The sequence below is a fragment of the Streptomyces sp. MGP-BFMKR1 genome, assembly GCF_057766585.1.
The window spans coordinates 2,227,455-2,247,024 of record NZ_CM173408.1 but is presented as its reverse complement, the minus strand read 5'-3'; the positions used below and the strand labels follow the sequence as shown (position 1 = coordinate 2,247,024).

Genomic DNA, 19,570 nt, shown 5'->3' with positions numbered 1-19,570 from the left:
CCCTGGGGGCACGGGGCACGGGGCACGGGGCACGGGGCACGGGGCACGGGGCACGGGGCACGGGGCACGGGGCGGCGCTCGTGCGGGGCGCGGGACGCCGGGGGCAAGGGGAATCGTGGTCCGTGCGCCGCGGGTCGGGGCGGTCGAGGCGCGGCCTGGGCTCCGTGGGCGGGCGGAGGCGGGGCCCGGCCCGAAGCGGACGGTCGTTCGCTTCCAGGGCGGTGGCCGCGGGCGCGAACGATGATGGGAGCCTTCTCACCGTCGCTGTGCTTCCGCGCGGCGGGGTGCGACCATCGAGGTCAGGCCCGCGCGCGCCGAGGTGCGGCCTTGTGTTCCCTGGACGGTTGCGCACGAGCGATAATCGAACGTGGGGCCGCAACACAAGGCGAATCTTGGACGTTATAGCCGACTGACAGGGACGGAAGTGAGCGCGGTCCGCCGAACCCACCTGGTGAAGGACACGTACTCATGACGACGACCACGATCGAGCTCAAGCCCTCCTCGCATCCGCTGCCGGCCGCGGAGCGCGAGAAGATTCTGGCCAGCCCCGGGTTCGGCCGCCACTTCACCGACCACATGGTGACCATCAAGTGGACCGAGGGCCGCGGTTGGCACGAGGCCCAGCTCGTTCCGTACGCGCCGCTGTCGATCGACCCGGCCAACATGACGCTGCACTACGCGCAGACCATCTTCGAGGGCCTCAAGGCGTACCGGCAGCCCGACGGCACCGTCGCCACCTTCCGCCCCGACGCCAACGCCGCCCGTTTCCAGGCGTCCGCCCGCCGGCTGGCCATGCCCGAGCTGCCGGTCGAGACCTTCATCGCCGCCTGCGACGCCCTGGTCACCCAGGACAAGGCATGGGTGCCGGCCAGCGGTGAACAGTCGCTGTACCTGCGGCCATTCATGATCGCCACCGAGGTCGGCCTCGGCGTGCGCCCGGCCAACGAGTACCTGTTCGTGGTCATCGCGTCCCCCGCCGGCGCCTACTTCCCCAGCGGCGTGAAGCCGGTCTCGGTGTGGCTGTCCGAGGAGTACGTCCGCGCGGCCCCCGGCGGCACCGGTGCCGCCAAGGCCGGCGGCAACTACGCCGCGTCCCTCGTCGCCCAGGCGCAGGCCGCCGAGAAGGGCTGCGACCAGGTGGTCTGGCTGGACGCCATCGAGCGCCGCTGGATCGAGGAGATGGGCGGCATGAACTTGTACTTCGTCTACCGCTCGGGCGACGCGGTGCGCATCGTCACCCCGGAACTGTCCGGCTCCCTGCTGCCCGGCATCACCCGCGCCTCGCTCCTCAGAATCGCCGAGGACCTGGGGTACGAGTTCGAGGAGGGTCGCATCTCCGTCGACGACTGGAAGAACGGCAACGCCGACGGCTCGCTGACCGAGGTCTTCGCCTGCGGCACCGCCGCCGTCATCACCCCCGTCGGCTCCGTGAAGTCCGCCCGCGCGGACTGGACGGTGGGCGACGGCCAGCCCGGTGAGATCACCATGAAGCTGCGCACCGCGCTGCTGGACATCCAGACGGGCGCCGCGCCCGACACCCACCACTGGATGCACCCGCTGGGCTGATCAACACCGGTCAACACCGGTCAACACCAATCGACACCGGTCACCACCGACCGCCGACGGGCCCGCCCGACGTCGCCGCCACCGCGCGCGTGGGCGGGCCCTCGCGCGCCCACCACGGCCTCGCGCCACGCAGGGGGAGGTGCCAAGCGCCCGCGCCCGGTGCTCCGTTGGGGACCCGCGCTCGCGCCCCGTGGGGGCCAGTGCCCCGTCCTCCGTTGCGGGCCCGCGCTCCGTGCCCCGTGCTCCGTGCTCCGTGGGGGCCGGCGCCCCGTGCGCCGTGCTGCCCCGTTGTGGTTTAGCGCCCCGTGCCCCGGTGCGGGCCCGCGCCCTGCGCCCCGTCGGGGCGCGCGCTCCGTCCCCCGTCCGAGTGGTCGCGCTCCGTGGTCCCGTACGCCGTCGCCCGGTCGGACCGGACCACGTCGGCGGGAGCGGCGCGCGGCGGCCGGCCGGGGGCTCCCGCATCGTGAGACGGGCGGGTGTCGCACCGGGGCGTGTGGCACACTCCTGCCGTGCTCTCGTTCGCCATGATTATTGGCAGCAGGCGCGCCGGTCCGCAGTGACCGCCCCGTACGAACCGAGTACGGCGCGGACACCGTCGTCCCAGACCCGCGCGCAGACCTCTCGCACCCGCGAGGGGTTTTTTCGTTTCCTGGACCATCTGCCCCAGGGGACGGAGCGCACGGGAGCATAGTGGGGGCGGTGGAACCGGTCATTCCGGTAGACCGAGATCCCGACAGGAGCCAGATCAGCATGACGGACGCACTCGACGACAACTTCCACGTGTTCGACACCACGCTGCGCGACGGAGCGCAGCGCGAGGGCATCAACCTCACCGTCGCGGACAAGCTGACGATCGCCCGGCACCTGGACGCGTTCGGCGTGGGGTTCATCGAAGGCGGCTGGCCCGGCGCCAACCCCCGGGACACGGAGTTCTTCGCCCGCGCCCGCGCCGAGATCGACTTCCAGCACGCCCAACTCGTCGCGTTCGGCGCGACGCGCCGGGCCGGGACGCGGGCCCAGGACGACCCGCAGGTGCGGGCGCTGCTCGACTCGGGGGCGCCGGTCATCACGCTCGTCGCCAAGTCCCACGACCGACACGTGGAGCTCGCGCTGCGGACCACGCTGGAGGAGAACCTGGAGATGGTGCGCGACACCGTCTCCTACCTCCGCTCCCAGGGCCGGCGGGTGTTCGTCGACTGCGAGCACTTCTTCGACGGTTACCGGGGCAATCCCGACTACGCCAAGCAGGTCGTCAGAGCCGCGCACGAGGCGGGCGCCGACGTGGTCGTGCTGTGCGACACCAACGGCGGCATGCTGCCCGCCCAGGTGCAGGCGGTCGTCGCCACGGTGCTCGCCGACACCGGTGCGCGCCTGGGCATCCACGCCCAGGACGACACGGGGTGCGCCGTCGCCAACACCCTGGCCGCCGTGGACGCGGGCGCCACCCACGTGCAGTGCACGGCCAACGGCTACGGCGAACGGGTCGGCAACGCCAACCTGTTCCCGGTCGTCGCCGCCCTTGAGCTGAAGTACGCCAAGACGGTGCTGCCCGCGGGGGCGCTCGCCGAGATGACGCGGGTCTCCCACGCCATCGCGGAGGTCGTCAACCTCACGCCCTCCACCCACCAGCCCTACGTCGGCGTCTCGGCCTTCGCCCACAAGGCCGGCCTGCACGCCTCGGCGATCAAGGTGGACCCGGACCTGTACCAGCACATCGACCCGGAGCGGGTCGGCAACACCATGCGCATGCTGGTCTCCGACATGGCGGGCCGCGCGTCCATCGAGCTCAAGGGCAAGGAGCTCGGCATCGACATCAGCGACGACCGCGCGCTGGTCGCCCGGGTCGTGGAGCGGGTCAAGGAACGGGAGTTGGAGGGCTACACGTACGAGGCGGCCGACGCCTCCTTCGAGTTGCTGCTCCGGGCCGAGGCGGAGGGCCGGGCGCGCCGGTACTTCCGGGTCGAGTCCTGGCGCGGCATCGTCGAGACCCGCCCGGACGGCACGCACGCCAACGAGGCGACGGTGAAGCTGTGGGCCAAGGGCGAGCGCATCGTGGCGACGGCGGAGGGCAACGGCCCCGTCAACGCCCTGGACCGGGCGCTCCGGGTGGGCCTGGAGCGGATCTACCCGCACCTCGCCGGCCTGGAGTTGGTCGACTACAAGGTCCGCATCCTGGAAGGCCGGCACGGCACCGAGTCCACCACCCGGGTCCTGGTCTCCACCAGCGACGGCCGGGGCGAATGGGCCACGGTGGGCGTCGGCGACAACGTGATCGCCGCCTCCTGGGAGGCGCTGGAGGACGCGTACACCTACGGCCTGCTGCGCGCGGGCGTCGAACCGCAGGAGTAGGCGGCGCGCGGCGGGGCGGCCCCGAAGCGGGGGAGCGCCGGCCGGCCGGACGGGGCGGCGCGCGCCGCCCCGTCCGCCCGGCCCCGCCGCCCCGTGCCAACCGCCCCGTCCCGCCGGGCTCACCGCCCCGTGCCGACCAGGCCCCGGTACGCGTGGGGTGCGGGGTACGCCCCAACGCACCGCGGCCCCGGCCGGCCCACGGGGGAGGGCTCGGACGGGGCCGCGGAGTTCGGGGGGTCAGGCCGTGGGGGCGGCCTTGACGGCGGAGATGTCGAAGGTGAGCTTCACCTTGTCGCTGACCATGACGCCGCCGGTCTCCAGGGCGGCGTTCCAGGTCAGGCCCCAGTCGGAGCGCAGGATGGTGGCGCTGCCCTCGAAGCCGACGCGCTCGGCCCCGTAGACGTCGGTCGCCGCACCGTTGAAGTCGAGGTCGATGCTGACCGGCCGGGTGACGTCCTTGATGGTCAGGTCGCCGGTGACGTGGAAGCTCTCGTCGTCGGTCTGCTCGATGCCGGTGCTGCGGAAGGTCATCAGCGGGAAGCGCTCGGCGTCGAAGAAGTCCTCGCCGAGCAGGTGCGCGTCGCGGTCCTTGATGCCGGTGTCGACGCTGGCGATCCGGACGTCGATGGCGGCGCTGGAGCGGGCCGGGTCGGCGCCGTCGAGCCGCAGGGTGCCCTCGTGGTCGATGAACGAGCCCCGCACGTTGGTGACCATCGCGTGGCGCACCGTGAAGCCGATGTTGCTGTGCGCCGGGTCGATCGTGTACTCACCCGTGAGCCCCGCGAGGGCCGGGTTCGCCTGGGGCGCCGCGGCGTCGACGACGGCGGTGCCAGTGGCGGCGGCAGCGGCCGGGGCGGTGGTGTTGCGCTTGCGGTTGAACAGAGCCATGGCTCCTCCTCGGGGCGTTGTTGTTCAAGCTTCAACGAAATTCATCGTAGGGGCATTCCGTTCAATTTTCAACCTTCTCGTTTCGGGGCCGCCCCGCGCCGTGCTCGCACGCGGTGCCCCGTGCCTCCGTGCCTCCGTGCTCCGTGCCTCCGTGCCTCCGTGCCTCCGTGCCTCCGTGCTCCGTGCTCCGTGCCTCCGTGCTCCGTGCTCCGTGCTCCGTGCTCCGTGCCTCCGCGCCCCGTGCCTCCGTGCTCCGTGCTCCGTGCCTCCGCGCCCCGTGCCTCCGTGCTCCGTGCTCCGTGCCTCCGCGCCCCGCGCCCCGTGGCCCCCTGCCTCAGGCAGGGCCCCCGCTCCCCGCCCCATGCCCGGCCCCGCCCCATGTCCGGTTCGGTCCCGCCCCGTACCCGCCCCGCCCCCTACCCGTGGTGCTCCGTTCATGCCGGACCTCTGGCGGACGCGCGTAGAACTCGGGCATCATCCTGGGGCTCCACCTGCACAGCAGACCCGCCCCACCGTCCGGTCCGTCCTCAGCAGGAGGTTCCCCCATGGATCACGCGCTGTCCGGCAGTCGCCGCCCGCGCCGCGTCGTTCGGTCCCTACTCACCGCCCTCGCGCTGGCGCTCGGCGCCCTGTTCGCGCCCGGTGTCGGCGTCGTCGGTGGCGCCACCGAGGCGCACGCGGTCACCAAGCTGAGCCACGCGCAGGCCACCGCGATGTTCCGGGACGCCGGCATCACCTGGTCGTCCTCCGGCGGCTGCTCCGACCGCAACCAGCCGAACTGCACGTCGTTCACGCAGCTCAACCTCAGCTCCGCGCAGGGCGCCCAGACGCTCAAGCAGGCCAGTCGGTGCGCGTTGAACATCACCGGCGGCACCGAGACCGGGCACGCCAGTGGCACGTACAGCCACTGGAACGGCTACAAGCTCGACTTCAGCCTCTCCACCTGCCTGTCGAACTACATCACCGGCACGTTCGCGTCCATCGGCGGATCGAAGTGGAAGTCGGCTTCCGGCAACATCTACTACCGGGAGAGCAACCACTGGGACGTGACCTACTACAACTGCGGCGGCTGCTGACCCCGCCCACCCCCTACCGCGCCGGCCCCGCCATCCGCCCCGTCGAGGCGGCCGGCGGGGCCGGTCGAACGTGCGTCGCTGTGGAGGCGGCACGAGGGCGGCCCCTATGCTTTGTGGGGTATACACAGGGGAAAATGGGGGTTAGCGGCCCGACAATGCGGGAAGGGTGCCGCGCAGTTCTGTCGCCTGTGACACGAAAACGTGCACGACGTTGTAGGGAAACGACATGAGGTTCCCAGCCCTGGGGAACGTACCGTCTTGGCATGACCAATCTCGAAGGTGCGCCCGTAGCGGCGAGTGACGTCCGTGGGCGCGTCGCCGAGCTGCACGCCATTCGCGAGCAAGCTCGGCGCGGCCCGAGCGAGCGGGCGACCGAGGCGCAGAAGGCCAAGGGCAAGCTGACGGCCCGGGAGCGGATCGACCTCCTGCTCGACGAGGGCTCCTTCAACGAGGTCGAACCCCTGCGGCGGCACCGCGCGGTCGGCTTCGGCCTGGAGACCAAGAAGCCCTACACCGACGGCGTCATCACCGGTTGGGGCACGGTGCACGGCCGCACCGTCTTCGTCTACGCGCACGACTTCCGGATCTTCGGTGGCGCGCTCGGCGAGGCCCACGCCACCAAGATCCACAAGATCATGGACATGGCCATCGCGGCCGGCGCCCCGCTGGTGTCCCTCAACGACGGTGCCGGGGCCCGCATCCAGGAGGGCGTCTCGGCGCTCGCCGGGTACGGCGGCATCTTCCAGCGCAACACCCGCGCCTCCGGCGTCATCCCGCAGATCTCCGTCATGCTCGGCCCCTGCGCCGGCGGCGCCGCGTACAGCCCCGCGCTGACCGACTTCGTGTTCATGGTCCGCGAGACCTCGCAGATGTTCATCACGGGCCCCGACGTCGTCCAGGCGGTGACCGGCGAGAAGGTCTCCCAGAACGGGCTCGGCGGCGCCGACGTGCACGCGGAGACCTCGGGCGTGGCTCACTTCGCCTACGACGACGAGGAGACCTGCCTCGAAGAGGTGCGCTACCTCCTCTCCCTGCTGCCGCAGAACAACCGGGAGAACCCGCCCGTCGCCGAGGCGGCCGACCCCGCCGACCGGCGCGGCGAGGCGCTGCTCGACCTGGTGCCCGCCGACGGCAACCGGCCGTACGACATGCGCAAGGTCATCGAGGAGATCGTCGACGACGGCGAGTACCTGGAGGTCCACGAGCGCTGGGCGACCAACATCATCTGCGCGCTCACCCGGCTCGACGGCGCCGTCGTCGGCATCATCGCCAACCAGCCGCAGTCGCTGGCCGGCGTGCTCGACATCGAGGCGTCGGAGAAGTCCGCGCGCTTCATCCAGATGTGCGACGCCTTCAACATCCCGCTGATCACCCTGCTCGACGTCCCCGGCTTCCTGCCCGGCGTGGACCAGGAGCACGGCGGCATCATCCGGCACGGCGCCAAGATGCTGTACGCGTACTGCAACGCCACCGTGCCGCGGATCTCGGTGATCCTGCGCAAGGCGTACGGCGGCGCCTACATCGTCATGGACTCCCAGTCCATCGGGGCCGACCTCACCTACGCCTGGCCGACCAACGAGATCGCCGTCATGGGCGCCGAGGGCGCGGCCAACGTCATCTTCCGCAAGCAGATCGCCAGCGCGGACGACCCGGAGGCCATGCGCGCCCGCATGGTCAAGGAGTACAAGTCCGAGCTGATGCACCCGTACTACGCCGCCGAGCGGGGCCTGGTCGACGACGTGATCGACCCGGCCGACACCCGCGAGGTGCTGATCCGATCCCTGGCGATGCTGCGCAACAAGCACGCCGACCTGCCGTCCCGCAAGCACGGCAACCCACCGCAGTGACCGCCGCAGTAATGGAGACGAAGAGCCTGTGAGCACCGCAACCGAGCCCACCGCACACACGTCGACCGACACCGTTGTCCGGGTGGAGCGGGGCCACGCCGACGCGGAGGAGCTGGCCGCCGTCACCGCGGTCCTGCTCGCCCGCGCCGCCGCCACGCAGCACCTCACGGCGCCGCCCGCGCCCCGCCGCTCGACCGCCGGCTGGCGCCGCCTGGAGCGCACGCCCGGTTTCCGGGCGCCGCACAGCTGGCAGGGCTGACCGGCCCGCCGGACAGCGACCAGCACGAAGCCCCCGTTGCTCCTCGGAGCGGCGGGGGCTTTTTCGGGTCGCGCGCGGGCCGGCGGTTCGCGGTCGGGGTGCGCGGCCGGCCGGCGGCCGGGGGAGGGGCGCCGCACTGCGGCCCGTCCCCGCCCCGGCCTGCGTCGGGCTAGCGGAGGCGGGCCATCAGCGCGTGCTCGACCAGGGTGATCAGCGCGCTCTTCGCCTCGTTGCGGTGCCGGGCGTCGGTGACGATGATCGGCGCGTCCGGGCCGATCTGGAGCGCCTCGCGCACCTCGTCGGGGGTGTACGGCTGGTGCCCGTCGAAGCCGTTGAGGGCGATGACGAACGGCAGGCCGGAGTTCTCGAAGTAGTCGACGGCCGGGAAACAGTCGGCCAGTCGGCGCGTGTCGACCAGCACCACGGCGCCGATCGCGCCGCGTACGAGGTCGTCCCACATGAACCAGAAACGGTCCTGCCCGGGCGTGCCGAACAGGTACAGGATCAGGTCCTGGTCGAGCGTGATGCGGCCGAAGTCCATGGCCACCGTGGTGGTGGTCTTGTCCGGCGCGTGCGTGAGGTCGTCGATCCCCGCCGATGCGGAGGTCATCACGGCCTCGGTGCGTAGCGGATTGATCTCCGAGACCGCGCCGACGAACGTGGTCTTGCCCACGCCGAAGCCGCCCGCCACCACGATCTTCGCGGAGGTGGTGGAGCGGGCTGCACCGCTAGAGCTTGCGAAGTCCACTGAGCACCCTTTCGAGCAGTGTCACGTCAGGCTGACCGCCGGCGGTTTCGTCGCCGCCGGGCTGATGGATGGCGACGAGCCCCGCCTCGGCCAGGTCGGCGACGAGGATGCGGGAGACGCCAAGGGGGATGGAGAGGAGTGCGGAGATCTCGGCGACCGACTTGATCTCCCGGCACAGGTGGCAGATCCGCTGGTGCTCGGGGAGTTGGCCCTGGAGCTGGGACGGATCGGCGGTGGTGCTCACCAGCGCCTCGATGGCGAGCTGGTAGCGCGGACGCGTGCGGCCACCGGTCATCGCGTACGGGCGCACCAAGGGGTTGTGCGCGCTACCGGCGGGCGCCGGCTCCGGCTCGTGCCGCTGCGGCGGCACCGGTTCGATGCGCGGGCTGTGCGGATGGCGCGGCCCGGCGGGCGGTTCGTAGCCCGGCTGGGGCTGCGGCTGTCGTTGCGGCTGCGCGTGGCGGCCCGGCTGCTGGTGCGGCTGGCCGTAACCCTGCTCGTACGGCTGCTGGTACGGCTGTTGCGGATAGGACTGCTGTTGCGGGTCGGCGTGCCACGAGCCACCCGGCCGCCGCGCGCCGTACTGGCCCTGACCGGGCTGACTCTGGCCCTGGCCCTGACCCGGCTGGCCCTGGCCGTACTGGCCCGGGCCCGGCTGGCTCTGCTGGGGGTGCGGCTGCTCGGCCGCGCCCGGCTGGCGCTGGGCCGTGGGCCGGACCCGACGGCTGGGCGCGGAGGGGAAGTTGAACCGGTTCAGCGGCGCCTGGCCCTGGGGGTCAGGCTGCTGCCCTTCGCCGTACGAATAGCCGCTCGGGGGCGTTGCCACGGTTCCTCCTCCAACTCGCCTGTCTGCCGGTCGCGCCACCGCACCTTATGGCGCGGTGGCGCGAAACGCACTGTTTGTTTGCTAGTTGAGAAGGCTCCCTTGCAGTTCCGCGCGGAGATCCGGAGTGAGAACACCGCCGGTGCGGTCGACGAGGAGGGCCATTTCGTAGCCGACGAGACCGATGTCGCACTCGGGGTGAGCGAGTACGGCCAGCGAGGACCCGTCGGAGATGGACATGATGAAGAGGAAGCCGCGCTCCATCTCGACCACGGTCTGGTTCACGGCGCCGCCCTCGAAGATGCGGGAGGCGCCGGAGGTCAGCGAGGTCAGACCGGAGGCTACGGCCGCCAGTTGGTCGGCCCGGTCACGGGGGAACCCTTCGGACATCGCCAGAAGGAGTCCGTCGGCGGAGACCACCACCGTGTGGGACACCCCTGGGGTGTTGTCCACGAAGTTGGTGATCAACCAGTTCAGGTTCTGCGCCGCCTGGCTCATCGGGCTCACACTAACGCTCCTGATCGTAGGTGCTGCCGGGGCCGAAGCCCTGTTGGTCATGCTGGTGGTGCGTGCTGTTGTCGGCGCCCGCGTTGCGCCCCTGTTGGACCCCGCGCCGCAGATTACTCAACCTGCCGCGGATGTCCTCCGGGGACCGCGAAATCTGTGGTCCGCCCTGCTGGCTCTCCTCGGCGGTGCCCTCTACCAGATTGGCCTTGGGGACGCGCCTCGGCAGCCCGGACGGAGTCACTCCGCCTGCCTTCGGCTCACGTAGCTGCTCGGCACGGTGCCAGCGCTCGTCGTTGGCCGACTGCCAGCCGGAGTCCGCCTGCTGCGGCGTGTGCTGCTGCTCCGGCTCCGCCTGCTCCTCGGGTCCTGGGTGTGCTGACTCGGTGTGGTCCGCCGCCGCGTCCGCGACGTCGGTCCCGTCCGAAGCCCGCCACTGCTTGCCACGGCGCGGGAGGCCCGCCTCGGTGACCGAGTCGATGCCGCTGGGCGATGGGCCCGGACGGTGGAACTCTACGCGCTCCGGGCCGTCTTCCGCAGCGCTCGGGAAGGGTTCCGTTTGCGCTCCGTGCGGGTCGGCGACGGGCGCCTGGTACGCGTCGGACGCGGCCCACTCACCCTGGTGGCCCCGCGCGTCGTGCGGGACGTAGGGCTGCTGCCCGGTCTCGGACTGATCCGCGTAGTCACCTTCCGGATACGCACCGTCGCGAGAGCCGTCGGACAGGTAGCCACCGTGCTGCGGCAGCCCGTCCGGCGTCGGCGCGGTCCCCGCGTCCGGGAGCGGGGACTGGCCGGTGTGCTCGTGCTCCGGCGGCCCCGGGTACGGGGCCGCCGGCGCCGCCGCATGCCCGGCGTCGTCCGGGTAGCCGGTCGCGGTCGCCCCGCCCGGCGCGGACGCGTAGCCGGCGTCGTACCCACCGCCCGGCCCGGCGTCGTAGCCGGCGCCCGGCACCGCGTCGTACCCCCCGGCGCCGTCGTCACCGGTGGGGAAGCCGGCGCCCCGCTCGGCCCCGTAGGGCTGCTGGCCAGGCGCCGCCTGGCCGCCGCCGTACTCGCTCCCGTACTCACCGCCGAAGCCCCCGCCCGGGGCGCTCTGGTACGGAGCGGCCTGCTGGCCCTCGTACACGGCGCCCTGCTGGCCCTCGTACGTCGGGTGGCCGGCGTCGTCGAAGCCCAGCTCCGCGGCCGTGCGCGGGGCGTTCGGCTGCTGCGGCGACGGGGACGCGGGCTGCTCGGGGACGATCGGCGAGACGGCGAAGTCCTCCTGGGGCGCGTCGTCGCCACCACCGCCGTGCGTGATCGGCTCGGGCAGCATGACCAGCGACGTGGTGCCGGCCTGCTCGCCGGCGGGGCGCAACTGCACCCGGATGCCGTGCCGGTTGGCCAGCCGGCCGACCACGAACAGGCCCATGCGCTGGGAGACCGCCACGTCGACGGTGGGCGGGTGGGCCAGCCGGTGGTTGATGTCCGCGAAGTCCTCGGCGGTCAGGCCGATGCCCTTGTCGTGGATCTCGATCATGACCCGGCCGTCGGGCAGCCGGGTCGCGGTCACCCGCACCTTGGACTGCGGCGAGGAGAACGTGGTGGCGTTCTCCAGCAGCTCGGCCAGCAGGTGCACCAGGTCCGTGACGGCGTTGCCGTGGATCTCGCTGTCCGGGACGCCGGCCAGCTCGATCCGCTCGTAGCTCTCCACCTCGGACGAGGCGGCGCGGAGCACGTCCACCAGCGGCACCGGCTGGTTCCAGCGCCGGCCCGGCTCCTCGCCCGCGAGGACGAGGAGGTTCTCGCCGTTGCGGCGCATGCGGGTGGCCAGGTGGTCCATCCGGAACAGGTTCTCGAGCTGGTCCGGGTCGGCCTCGTTGTTCTCCAGCGTGCTGATCAGCGTGAGCTGGCGCTCGATGAGGCCCTGGTTGCGGCGCGAGAGGTTGGTGAAGATCGCGTTGACGTTGCCGCGCAGCAGCGCCTGCTCGGCGGCGAGGCGCACCGCCTCCTGGTGCACGTGGTCGAAGGCGCGGGCGACCTCGCCGATCTCGTCCCGGGTGGTGATCGGAATGGGGGTCACGCGCGTGTCGGTGCGCCCCGGCTCCGTACGCGAGAGCTGGTCGACCAGCTCGGGCAGCCGCTGCTCGGCGACCTCCAGCGCGGCGTTGCGCAACTGGCGCATGCTCCGGCTCATCGAGCGGGCCATCAGGCCGGCCACGATGAACGCGGCCAGCAGCGCCACCAGCACGATCGCGGAGTTGACGAAGGTGTCCCGGCGGGCGTCGGACGAGATCTGCGCCGCCTCGTCCACGGCCTTGTCGGCCAGGCTCTCCTCGATCGTGCGGTAGGCGTCGAACGTGGCCGTCGAGGCGTCGAACCAGGCGGCGGCGGTGATGCCCTGGTCGCGCAGCTCGGACGGCTTCGCGCCGGAGCCGATGGCCTTGGCCATGGTGTCCGTCGACGGCGGCGGCGTGAACTTCTCGCCACGGCCCTCGGCGCGCTCCCGCGCGTCGGCCACCTTCTTCTTCCCGCTCTCCTCGGCCTCCCGCAGGAGCCGCTTGAGGTGCGCGGTGTCCGCGTCCATGCCGCCGGACTCGAACTCGAGGAGCGCGATCCGCTCCAGGTAGGCGTACGAGGAGAAGGCGGTGAGCTGCGCGAGGCGGTCCGCCTCGCTGGGGCCCGGCTTGGTCAGCAGGTGCGCGCCGATCGAGCGCTGCAACGATTCGGCGGCCTTGGCCAGGGAGATCGCGTAGACCGTACGGCCGTAGGAGGTGATGTTGCCGGTGCCGAGGCCGAGTTCGTTGGAGAACTCCATCAGCGGGTGCTGGACGGTGACGTACCCCTCCTCGGTCTGCACCCCCGGCAGCCGCGAGCTGAAGGCGTTCTGGCGCAGCGAGGTCAGCCGCGGCTCCACGGCGCGGAACGCCTTGAGCCGGCGCTCCAGCCCGGCGTCGTCCGGCATGTCGCGCGCGAAGCGGTCGAACTCCTTGGCCGCCGCGTCGGTCGTCCGCCGGGCCTGCCGCATCTCGTCGGTCTCGCGGCCCTCAAGGAGCGGCACCGTGGACACGTCCCGCTCGTTGATCAGCGCCTGGCCGTACGTGGCCGCGGCGCGCACCAGCCCGGCCGTGCGCTCGGCGTCCTGCGCCTCCTGCCACGTGTCCACGGACGAGGCGACGCGGAAGCCGCCGAAGACCAGGGCCACCAGGACCGGGATGAGCAGGATCGCGTTCAGCCGGACCGGGACCCGCCAGTTGCGCGGGGACCAGGGGCCGCCCTGGGGCGGCGGGGCATCAGGTGCCGCGTCGGGCGATGCCACCGTGCGCGATGGCGGCGTGAAGTTGCCCCGCGCCTGACCCTGTGGGGTCCGTGGCTGGGGCGACCCCGTCGCGGGCGCCGTTGTGCTTCGCCTCACTAACCAACAACCTTCCGGCGTCGGCACTTGATGTTGTGCCGTTCTCTGCTGAGCCCTTACCGCTCAGTTCAGCGAATTCCAGCACGTGAGGCAGGCGCATTCCAAACAGTGCCGCTACCGGATGGAGGACTGTCGGCCACGGAGATAAAACGGGCGTTAAGGGCGACCGACGGCAAAATTCGGAAGAATCGAGTGCGCTCCGGAGTTGAGTGGGTGCACTGCGTAGTGGGCACGCGGTAATTGCCTGTCGAAACGTTATGAATTTGCGGGCTAGCCGTGGCAAACGACACAACGGTGCGTACGACAACTACCCAGTAGCTCACGCTACTTGAGGCGGGCCATCAGCGCGTGCTCGACCAGGGTGATGAGCGCGCTCTTGGTCTCCCCACGGTGTCGGGCGTCGGTGACGATGATCGGCGTGTCCGGGCCGATCTGGAGCGCCTCGCGCACCTCGTCGGGGGAGTAGGGCTGGTGCCCGTTGAAGCCGTTGAGGGCGATGACGAACGGCAGACCGGAGTTCTCGAAGTAGTCGACGGCCGGGAAACAGTCGGCCAGCCGGCGGGTGTCCACCAGCACGATCGCGCCGATCGCGCCCTTGACCAGGTCGTCCCACATGAACCAGAAACGGTCCTGCCCGGGCGTGCCGAACAGGTACAGGATCAGGTCGTCGTCCAGCGTGATGCGGCCGAAGTCCATCGCCACGGTCGTCGTGGTCTTGTCCTGAACGTGGCTCAGGTCGTCGATCCCCGCCGACGCGGAGGTCATCACGGCCTCGGTGCGCAGCGGATTGATCTCCGAGACCGCGCCGACGAACGTGGTCTTGCCCACGCCGAAGCCGCCCGCCACCACGATCTTCGCGGAGGTGGTGGAGCGGGCCGCGCCGCTAGAGCTTGCGGAGTCCACTGAGCACCCTTTCGAGCAGAGTCACGTCAGGCGTGCCGCCCGCCTCGGAGCTGCCGGGCTGGTGGATCGCCACCATGCCGGCCTCGGCCAGGTCGGCGACGAGGATGCGAGCGACGCCGAGGGGTATCGCGAGCAGCGCGGAGACCTCCGCGACCGACTTGACCTCACGGCACAGGTGGCAGATCCGCTGGTGCTCGGGGAGCAGCCCCTGCAGGTGCGCGGGGTCTGCCGTCGTGCTCACCAGTGCCTCGATGGCGAGCTGGTAGCGCGGCCGGGTGCGACCCCCGGTCATGGCGTACGGGCGCACCAGCGGCTGGTCACCTTCGACCCCGTACGGCGCGTGATGGGAGGCGCCGTACGGGCCGGTCGAGGCAGCGGGCGGGTTCATGGTTCCTCCGGTCGGGACAGCAAGCTGGTAGTGGTGCCGTCGGTCGGTGCCGGTGGGGGGCCTGGCGGTGAAGCGAAGGACGGACGGTGATCGGGGGTCAGTTGAGCAGACTTCCCTGCAATTCCGCACGCAGGTCAGGGGTCAGGACGTTACCCGTACGGTCGACGAGAAGCGCCATCTCATAACCGACGAGACCAATGTCGCACTCGGGGTGCGCGAGCACCGCGAGCGAGGACCCGTCGGAAATCGACATGATGAAAAGGAAACCGCGCTCCATCTCGACCACGGTCTGGTTCACGGCGCCGCCCTCGAAGATGCGGGAGGCACCGGACGTCAGCGAGGTCAGACCGGAGGCCACGGCCGCCAACTGGTCGGCCCTGTCCCGGGGGAACCCCTCGGACATCGCCAGAAGCAGGCCGTCGGCGGAGACCACCACCGTGTGCGACACCCCCGGGGTGTTGTCCACGAAGTTGGTGATCAACCAGTTCAGATTCTGCGCCGCCTGGCTCATCGGACTCAACTAACGCTCCTGCTGGTGAAGGGGACCGCGACCGCGAGACTCAAGGCCGACCGTCCGTTCCGGCCTGACGGCCCTGCTGGATACCACGACGAAGGTTGGTCAGTCGCCCGCGCACGTCGTCGGGCGCGCGGGAGACCTGGGGGCCGCCGCGCCGCTGGGCGGGCTGCTCCTCGGCGGTGCCGTCGACGAGGTTGGCACGCGGTACGCGACGGGGCAGCCCGGACGAGGTCACCCCGCCCGCCGCCGGCTCACGGACCTGCTCGGCCCGCCGCCAGCGCTCGTCGTTGGGGGAGGAGCGCCAGGCCGCGTTCCCGGCCGCGCCGGCGGCCTGCGCGTCCGCGCCGTCCGCCGCCTGGGGCCGCTGCCCCGTGGTCCGCGCGGGGATCAGGCCCTGCTGGCCCGGCTCGCGCCGCGGCAGCGGGGGCGCGGCCGATCGCGCCGACTCGCCCTCGCCGCCGGGGGCGGCGCCGTGCGGGGCCGCGGGGTGCGGCGCCGGCTCGGCGGGCACGGGGCCCTGCGCGCTGTGGAACCAGCGCGACTCGATCGTGTCGAAGATCGGGGTGCCACCGTTGTCGAAGCCCTGCGGAAGCGGCAGTTCGCCGGTGAGGTGGTCGTCCTCGGGCGCCGGCGCCGGCTCGGCGTGCGCGCTCTGGCCGAGTCCCACGCCCGGGCCGCCCTGCGGCAGGTACGCCCCGCCACGCCCGGGCGGCGAGCCGTTGAAGTCGGGCCGCTGGAACTGGGTGGTGTCCCCCGAGCCGTCCTGCCCATGCTCCGGACGCGAGTACTCACCGGTGTCCGCACGCCCCGGCTGCGGGTAGCCGCCGGTGTCGGTGGGACGCGGGTACTCGCCCGTGTCGGTGGGCAGCGCGTACTCGCCGGTGTCGCCGGCCGGCCGCGGGTACTCACCCGTCTCCCCCGACCGCCCGCGTACGCGTCGGGCCGCGCGTACTCGCCCGTGTCGGTGTGCCGCGGGTACGCCCCGGTCTCGCCCGGCGCCGGGTAGCCACCGGTCTCCTCCGAGGTGCCCTGGGCGTACGCGTCCGGGTACGCGCCGGCGCCTTCGGGCCGGGCGTAGCCGCCGGTGTCCGTGGGGCGCGGGTACTCGCCGGTGTCGCCCGGGCCGCCCGCGGGCAGGGCGTACTGGCCGGTGTCCGCGACACCGGAGGGCTGGGACGGCAACGCGTACTGGCCGGTGTCGCCCGGGCCGGCCTGTTGCGGGTAGCCGCCGGTGTCGGGAAGCGGGTAGCCGCCGGTGTCCGCGGTGTTCGGCCGCGCGTACTCGCCGGTGTCGCCCGCCCCGCGCGGGGCGCTGGGGACGGCGAACTCGCCCGTGTCGCCGGGGCCGCCGGCGGCACCGCGCGGGAACGGCGGCGTGGTGTCGATCTCCGCGTGGTCACGTGCCGCGTCGCGGTCGGTGGGCCAGTCGTCCGCCGCGGCGGCGCGCCGGGCGCCCCAGTTGGCGCCGGGCGCCTGCGGCCCGCCGTCCCGGGCCGGCGCCTCGGCGGACTCGGAGGCCACGGAGCCGGTCAGCTCGGGGGCGGGGCCGCGCTGCGGGAGCTGCGGGCGCGCCCCACGCTCGCCGGAGCGACCCGCGCCCGCGGGGGCGCCGGTCGGCGGGGCGACGGTGGGCTCGTTGTCCGGTGCGTCCTGGCCGCCGCGCGTGGGCAGCGCCGGGCGGTTCGCGTCCGGGCCCTGCCCCTGGTCGGCGCCGGCCGCGCTGCGCGCGCCGGCCCGGCTGCCGCCGAAGAAGTCACCGGTGGCTGCGGGGACGTTTCCGCCACCGCTGGCCCGGTTGCCACTACCGCCGCTGCCGAAGAAGTCGCCGCCACCGGCGCCCGCCCCGGCCGCCCCGTTGCCGGGCACCGAGGCGCCGACGGGGCGGGTGGGCAGCCCGCTGCGCGTGGCGCCGCCCCGCGCGGGCTGACCGGCGGTGCCGCTGGGCGGCACCGGGCCGCTCGGGCTCGGCTTCGTGCGCTGCGGGGTCGAGCCGCCGCCCGCGAGTTCGGCCCGCGGTCCCGAGCCCGGCACCTGGCGGCGCGTGCCCGTACCGGCGGTCGCGGGGCCGGCCGAGCCGTTGCCACCGGGGCCGGCCGCCTTGCCCAGCGCGGGGGTGCCCCCGGCCGGCGTGCTGGACTGCCCGGGGGCGCCGGTTGAACCGGGCGCGCCGGGCGTGCCCGGAGCGGGCTTCTTGCCGCTGCCTTGGGCTACGTCGACCGGCAGCATGACCAGCGCGGTCGTACCGCCGGAGTCCGACGGCCGGAGCTGGATGCGGATGCCGTGCCGCAGCGACAGGCGACCGACCACGAACAGACCCATCCGGCGCGAGACCGACACGTCCACGGTCGGCGGGCTGGCCAGCCGCTCGTTGATCGCCGCCAGGTCCTCGGGGGAGAGCCCGATGCCGGTGTCGTGGATCTCCACGAGCACCCGGCCGTCCGGCAGCGCGTGCCCGGTGACCTTGACCTTGGTCTGCGGCGACGAGAAGGACGTCGCGTTCTCCAACAGCTCGGCCAGCAGGTGCACGAGGTCGTTGACGACCCGGCCCGCGACCTCGGTGCCCGGAACGGAGCTGAGCTCGATCCGCTCGTACTGCTCCACCTCGGACGCTGCCGCGCGGAGCACGTCCACCAGCGGCACGGGGCGGGTCCACCGGCGCCCCGGCTCCTCACCCGCGAGGACGAGCAGGTTCTCACCGTTACGGCGCATACGCGTCGCGAGGTGGTCCAGCTTGAACAGCGAGGAGAGCTGGTCCGGGTCCGCCTCGCGGGACTCCAGCTCGGAGATGAGCGAGAGTTGCCGCTGGATCAGGCCCTGGCTGCGGCGCGAGAGGTTGGTGAACATCGCGTTGACGTTGCCTCGCAGCAGCGCCTGCTCGGCGGCGAGTCGGACCGCCTCGCGGTGCACGTCGTCGAAGGCCGCGGCCACCTTGCCGATCTCGTCCCGGCTGTGCACACCGACCGACTCGACGGAGGTGTCCACATCCTGCGGGTCGTGCTCGGACAGCTCCTTGACCAGCTCGGGCAGTCGCTGCTGGGCGACGTCCTGCGCGGTGTCCTGGAGCCGGCGCAGCGAACGCACCATGGAGCGGGAGACGACGAACGCGCCCACCAGCGAGATGCCGAGGACGAGCAGGATCAGCGCACCGTTGATGAAGGCGTCCTGCTTGGCCTCGGAGCGCAGCTCGCGGGCCTTCTGCTCCATCTCCGTCAGCAGCGTCTGCTCGATCTTGGACATCGCCACGAGCTTGATGCTGTCCTGGTCGTACCAGTCCATGTAGGTGCGCTTGGCGGACGCCAGGCTCTCCGGGTCGCGCACCATGCGCAGCGCGTACTTGTTGGCCGCGTTGATGTCGCTGTTGTCGCCGGTGAGCGGGTCGAGCAGCTCCGGCGTGTCACCGCTGCGGATCTCCAGGAACCGGCGGAGCGCCTGGTCTTCCTTCTCCAGCGCCGTGGAGGTGTACCGGCTGTCGATCGCCGAGAGCTTGGGCTTGTTCGGGTGCGCCAGGGCCGCGCTGATGGAGGCGCGCTGGATGGACGCGTACTCCTTGGCCGACGAGAACGTGGCGAGGGCGCGCGTCTTGTTGATCATCGCGCGGTTGCTGGTCGCCTGCGCCATGTCCTGGGAGAGCGAGAGCAGCGAGGTGATCAGCTCGTTGTATCCGAGGATCGTCTGCGAGGTGTAGTCGCGGTCCTTGTACGCCTGCTTGCGGATCTCGTGGATCTTGTTGAGCTGCTTCTTGATGTCGATCACCGTGGACTGCACGCCGGTGATCGCCGGGTCGACCGGGTCCAGGTCGTCCGTGGCGTCGGCGAACGCGACGAGTGCCTGGTCGGTCGCCTGACGGGGCGCGACCACCTGGTCGTCCCGGTCGTCGCCGGCGCCGGCCAGCGGCCCGGCCGACTGGTCGCGCTCCTCCTGGAGCGCGTTGGCGAGCTCGGTCGCCTGCTGCGTCATCTCGGTGAGCAGCTTCATCTGGTCGAGCTGCTCGATGTTGTCCATCGAGTTCTGGATACGCAGGGCGCCCAGCGTGGTGGCGGCCACCACGGGGAGGGCGAGCAGCGACACGAGTCGGGTGCTGATCTTCCAGTTACGCAGGGCTATTCGCGGCCCGGGCCCCGTGGGGGCCTTCACCTTCGGCCGCTCGCCGGATGACTCTTCCCCGCTGGGCGCGGTCGGCCGCGTACTGACATCCGCGCCGCGGTCGCTACCACCGCGCGGCTCGGGGTCCGCCGCGGCGTTGCCATCCTTCTTGAAACGTCCCTGCACTAGCGTCGCAACCTCTGGACCAGGCGTCCCACCGTGCGT

Annotated in this window: 14 protein-coding genes; 5 read left to right on the top strand and 9 right to left on the bottom strand. The window is 72.2% G+C overall.

What is annotated here, in order from left to right; all coding sequences use genetic code 11:
- The first annotated feature begins 468 nt into the window (after positions 1-468).
- Positions 469-1,566 carry a branched-chain amino acid aminotransferase gene (locus AC3CHW_RS08320; RefSeq protein ID WP_187060304.1) on the top strand — a complete coding sequence of 366 codons (1,098 nt, stop codon included), beginning with the start codon at positions 469-471 and terminating at the stop codon, positions 1,564-1,566.
- Between the two features lie 750 nt (positions 1,567-2,316).
- The gene (gene cimA / locus AC3CHW_RS08315; protein ID WP_488470032.1) at positions 2,317-3,915 is read left to right on the top strand and encodes a citramalate synthase; all 1,599 of its coding nucleotides are present in this window, start codon (positions 2,317-2,319) and stop codon (positions 3,913-3,915) included.
- Between the two features lie 237 nt (positions 3,916-4,152).
- Here the strand turns inward: cimA and AC3CHW_RS08310 are convergent, their stop codons facing one another.
- Positions 4,153-4,803 (bottom strand): YceI family protein, encoded by a 651-nt coding sequence (locus AC3CHW_RS08310; RefSeq protein ID WP_488470031.1) that lies wholly within the window; start codon positions 4,801-4,803, stop codon positions 4,153-4,155.
- Positions 4,804-5,348: 545 nt separating this feature from the next.
- On the opposite strand from AC3CHW_RS08310, the gene AC3CHW_RS08305 reads away from it, so the two are divergent.
- The 3 genes from AC3CHW_RS08305 (at position 5,349) to AC3CHW_RS08295 (ending at position 7,985) form a co-directional block, all read left to right on the top strand.
- The gene (locus tag AC3CHW_RS08305; protein ID WP_187062365.1) at positions 5,349-5,879 is read left to right on the top strand and encodes a hypothetical protein; all 531 of its coding nucleotides are present in this window, start codon (positions 5,349-5,351) and stop codon (positions 5,877-5,879) included.
- 263 nt (positions 5,880-6,142) lie between these two features.
- Entirely contained in the window at positions 6,143-7,726 is a 1,584-nt protein-coding gene (locus AC3CHW_RS08300) for an acyl-CoA carboxylase subunit beta (protein WP_488470030.1), read from the top strand.
- Positions 7,727-7,754: 28 nt separating this feature from the next.
- Complete coding sequence (locus AC3CHW_RS08295; protein ID WP_176164312.1) at positions 7,755-7,985, top strand: acyl-CoA carboxylase subunit epsilon; 231 nt, start codon at positions 7,755-7,757, stop codon at positions 7,983-7,985.
- Between the two features lie 169 nt (positions 7,986-8,154).
- Here AC3CHW_RS08295 and AC3CHW_RS08290 read toward each other — a convergent pair whose 3' ends face one another.
- The 8 genes from AC3CHW_RS08290 to AC3CHW_RS08255 all read right to left on the bottom strand — a co-directional run bounded on the left by AC3CHW_RS08290 (position 8,155) and on the right by AC3CHW_RS08255 (position 19,531).
- Positions 8,155-8,733 carry a GTP-binding protein gene (locus AC3CHW_RS08290; protein ID WP_176164313.1) on the bottom strand — a complete coding sequence of 193 codons (579 nt, stop codon included), beginning with the start codon at positions 8,731-8,733 and terminating at the stop codon, positions 8,155-8,157.
- Positions 8,714-9,559, bottom strand: coding sequence for a DUF742 domain-containing protein (locus tag AC3CHW_RS08285; protein WP_459250761.1), 846 nt, complete (start codon positions 9,557-9,559; stop codon positions 8,714-8,716). Before AC3CHW_RS08285 ends, AC3CHW_RS08290 begins: the two co-directional genes overlap by 20 nt.
- 81 nt (positions 9,560-9,640) lie before the next feature.
- Positions 9,641-10,063 carry a roadblock/LC7 domain-containing protein gene (locus AC3CHW_RS08280; protein WP_176164315.1) on the bottom strand — a complete coding sequence of 141 codons (423 nt, stop codon included), beginning with the start codon at positions 10,061-10,063 and terminating at the stop codon, positions 9,641-9,643.
- Between the two features lies 1 nt (position 10,064).
- Complete coding sequence (locus tag AC3CHW_RS08275; RefSeq protein WP_488470029.1) at positions 10,065-13,454, bottom strand: sensor histidine kinase; 3,390 nt, start codon at positions 13,452-13,454, stop codon at positions 10,065-10,067.
- Between the two features lie 324 nt (positions 13,455-13,778).
- A complete protein-coding gene (locus tag AC3CHW_RS08270; protein ID WP_176164317.1) occupies positions 13,779-14,357 on the bottom strand; it encodes a GTP-binding protein in 579 nt (192 codons plus the stop codon).
- Positions 14,338-14,745, bottom strand: a complete 408-nt coding sequence (locus tag AC3CHW_RS08265) for a DUF742 domain-containing protein (protein ID WP_176164318.1) — start codon at positions 14,743-14,745, stop codon at positions 14,338-14,340. Before AC3CHW_RS08265 ends, AC3CHW_RS08270 begins: the two co-directional genes overlap by 20 nt.
- A 97-nt stretch (positions 14,746-14,842) precedes the next feature.
- A complete protein-coding gene (locus tag AC3CHW_RS08260) occupies positions 14,843-15,256 on the bottom strand; it encodes a roadblock/LC7 domain-containing protein (protein WP_176166450.1) in 414 nt (137 codons plus the stop codon).
- 393 nt (positions 15,257-15,649) lie between these two features.
- Positions 15,650-19,531: a sensor histidine kinase gene (locus AC3CHW_RS08255; protein ID WP_488470028.1), complete on the bottom strand. Its 3,882-nt coding sequence runs from the start codon at positions 19,529-19,531 to the stop codon at positions 15,650-15,652.
- Between the last annotated feature and the right edge of the window lie 39 nt (positions 19,532-19,570).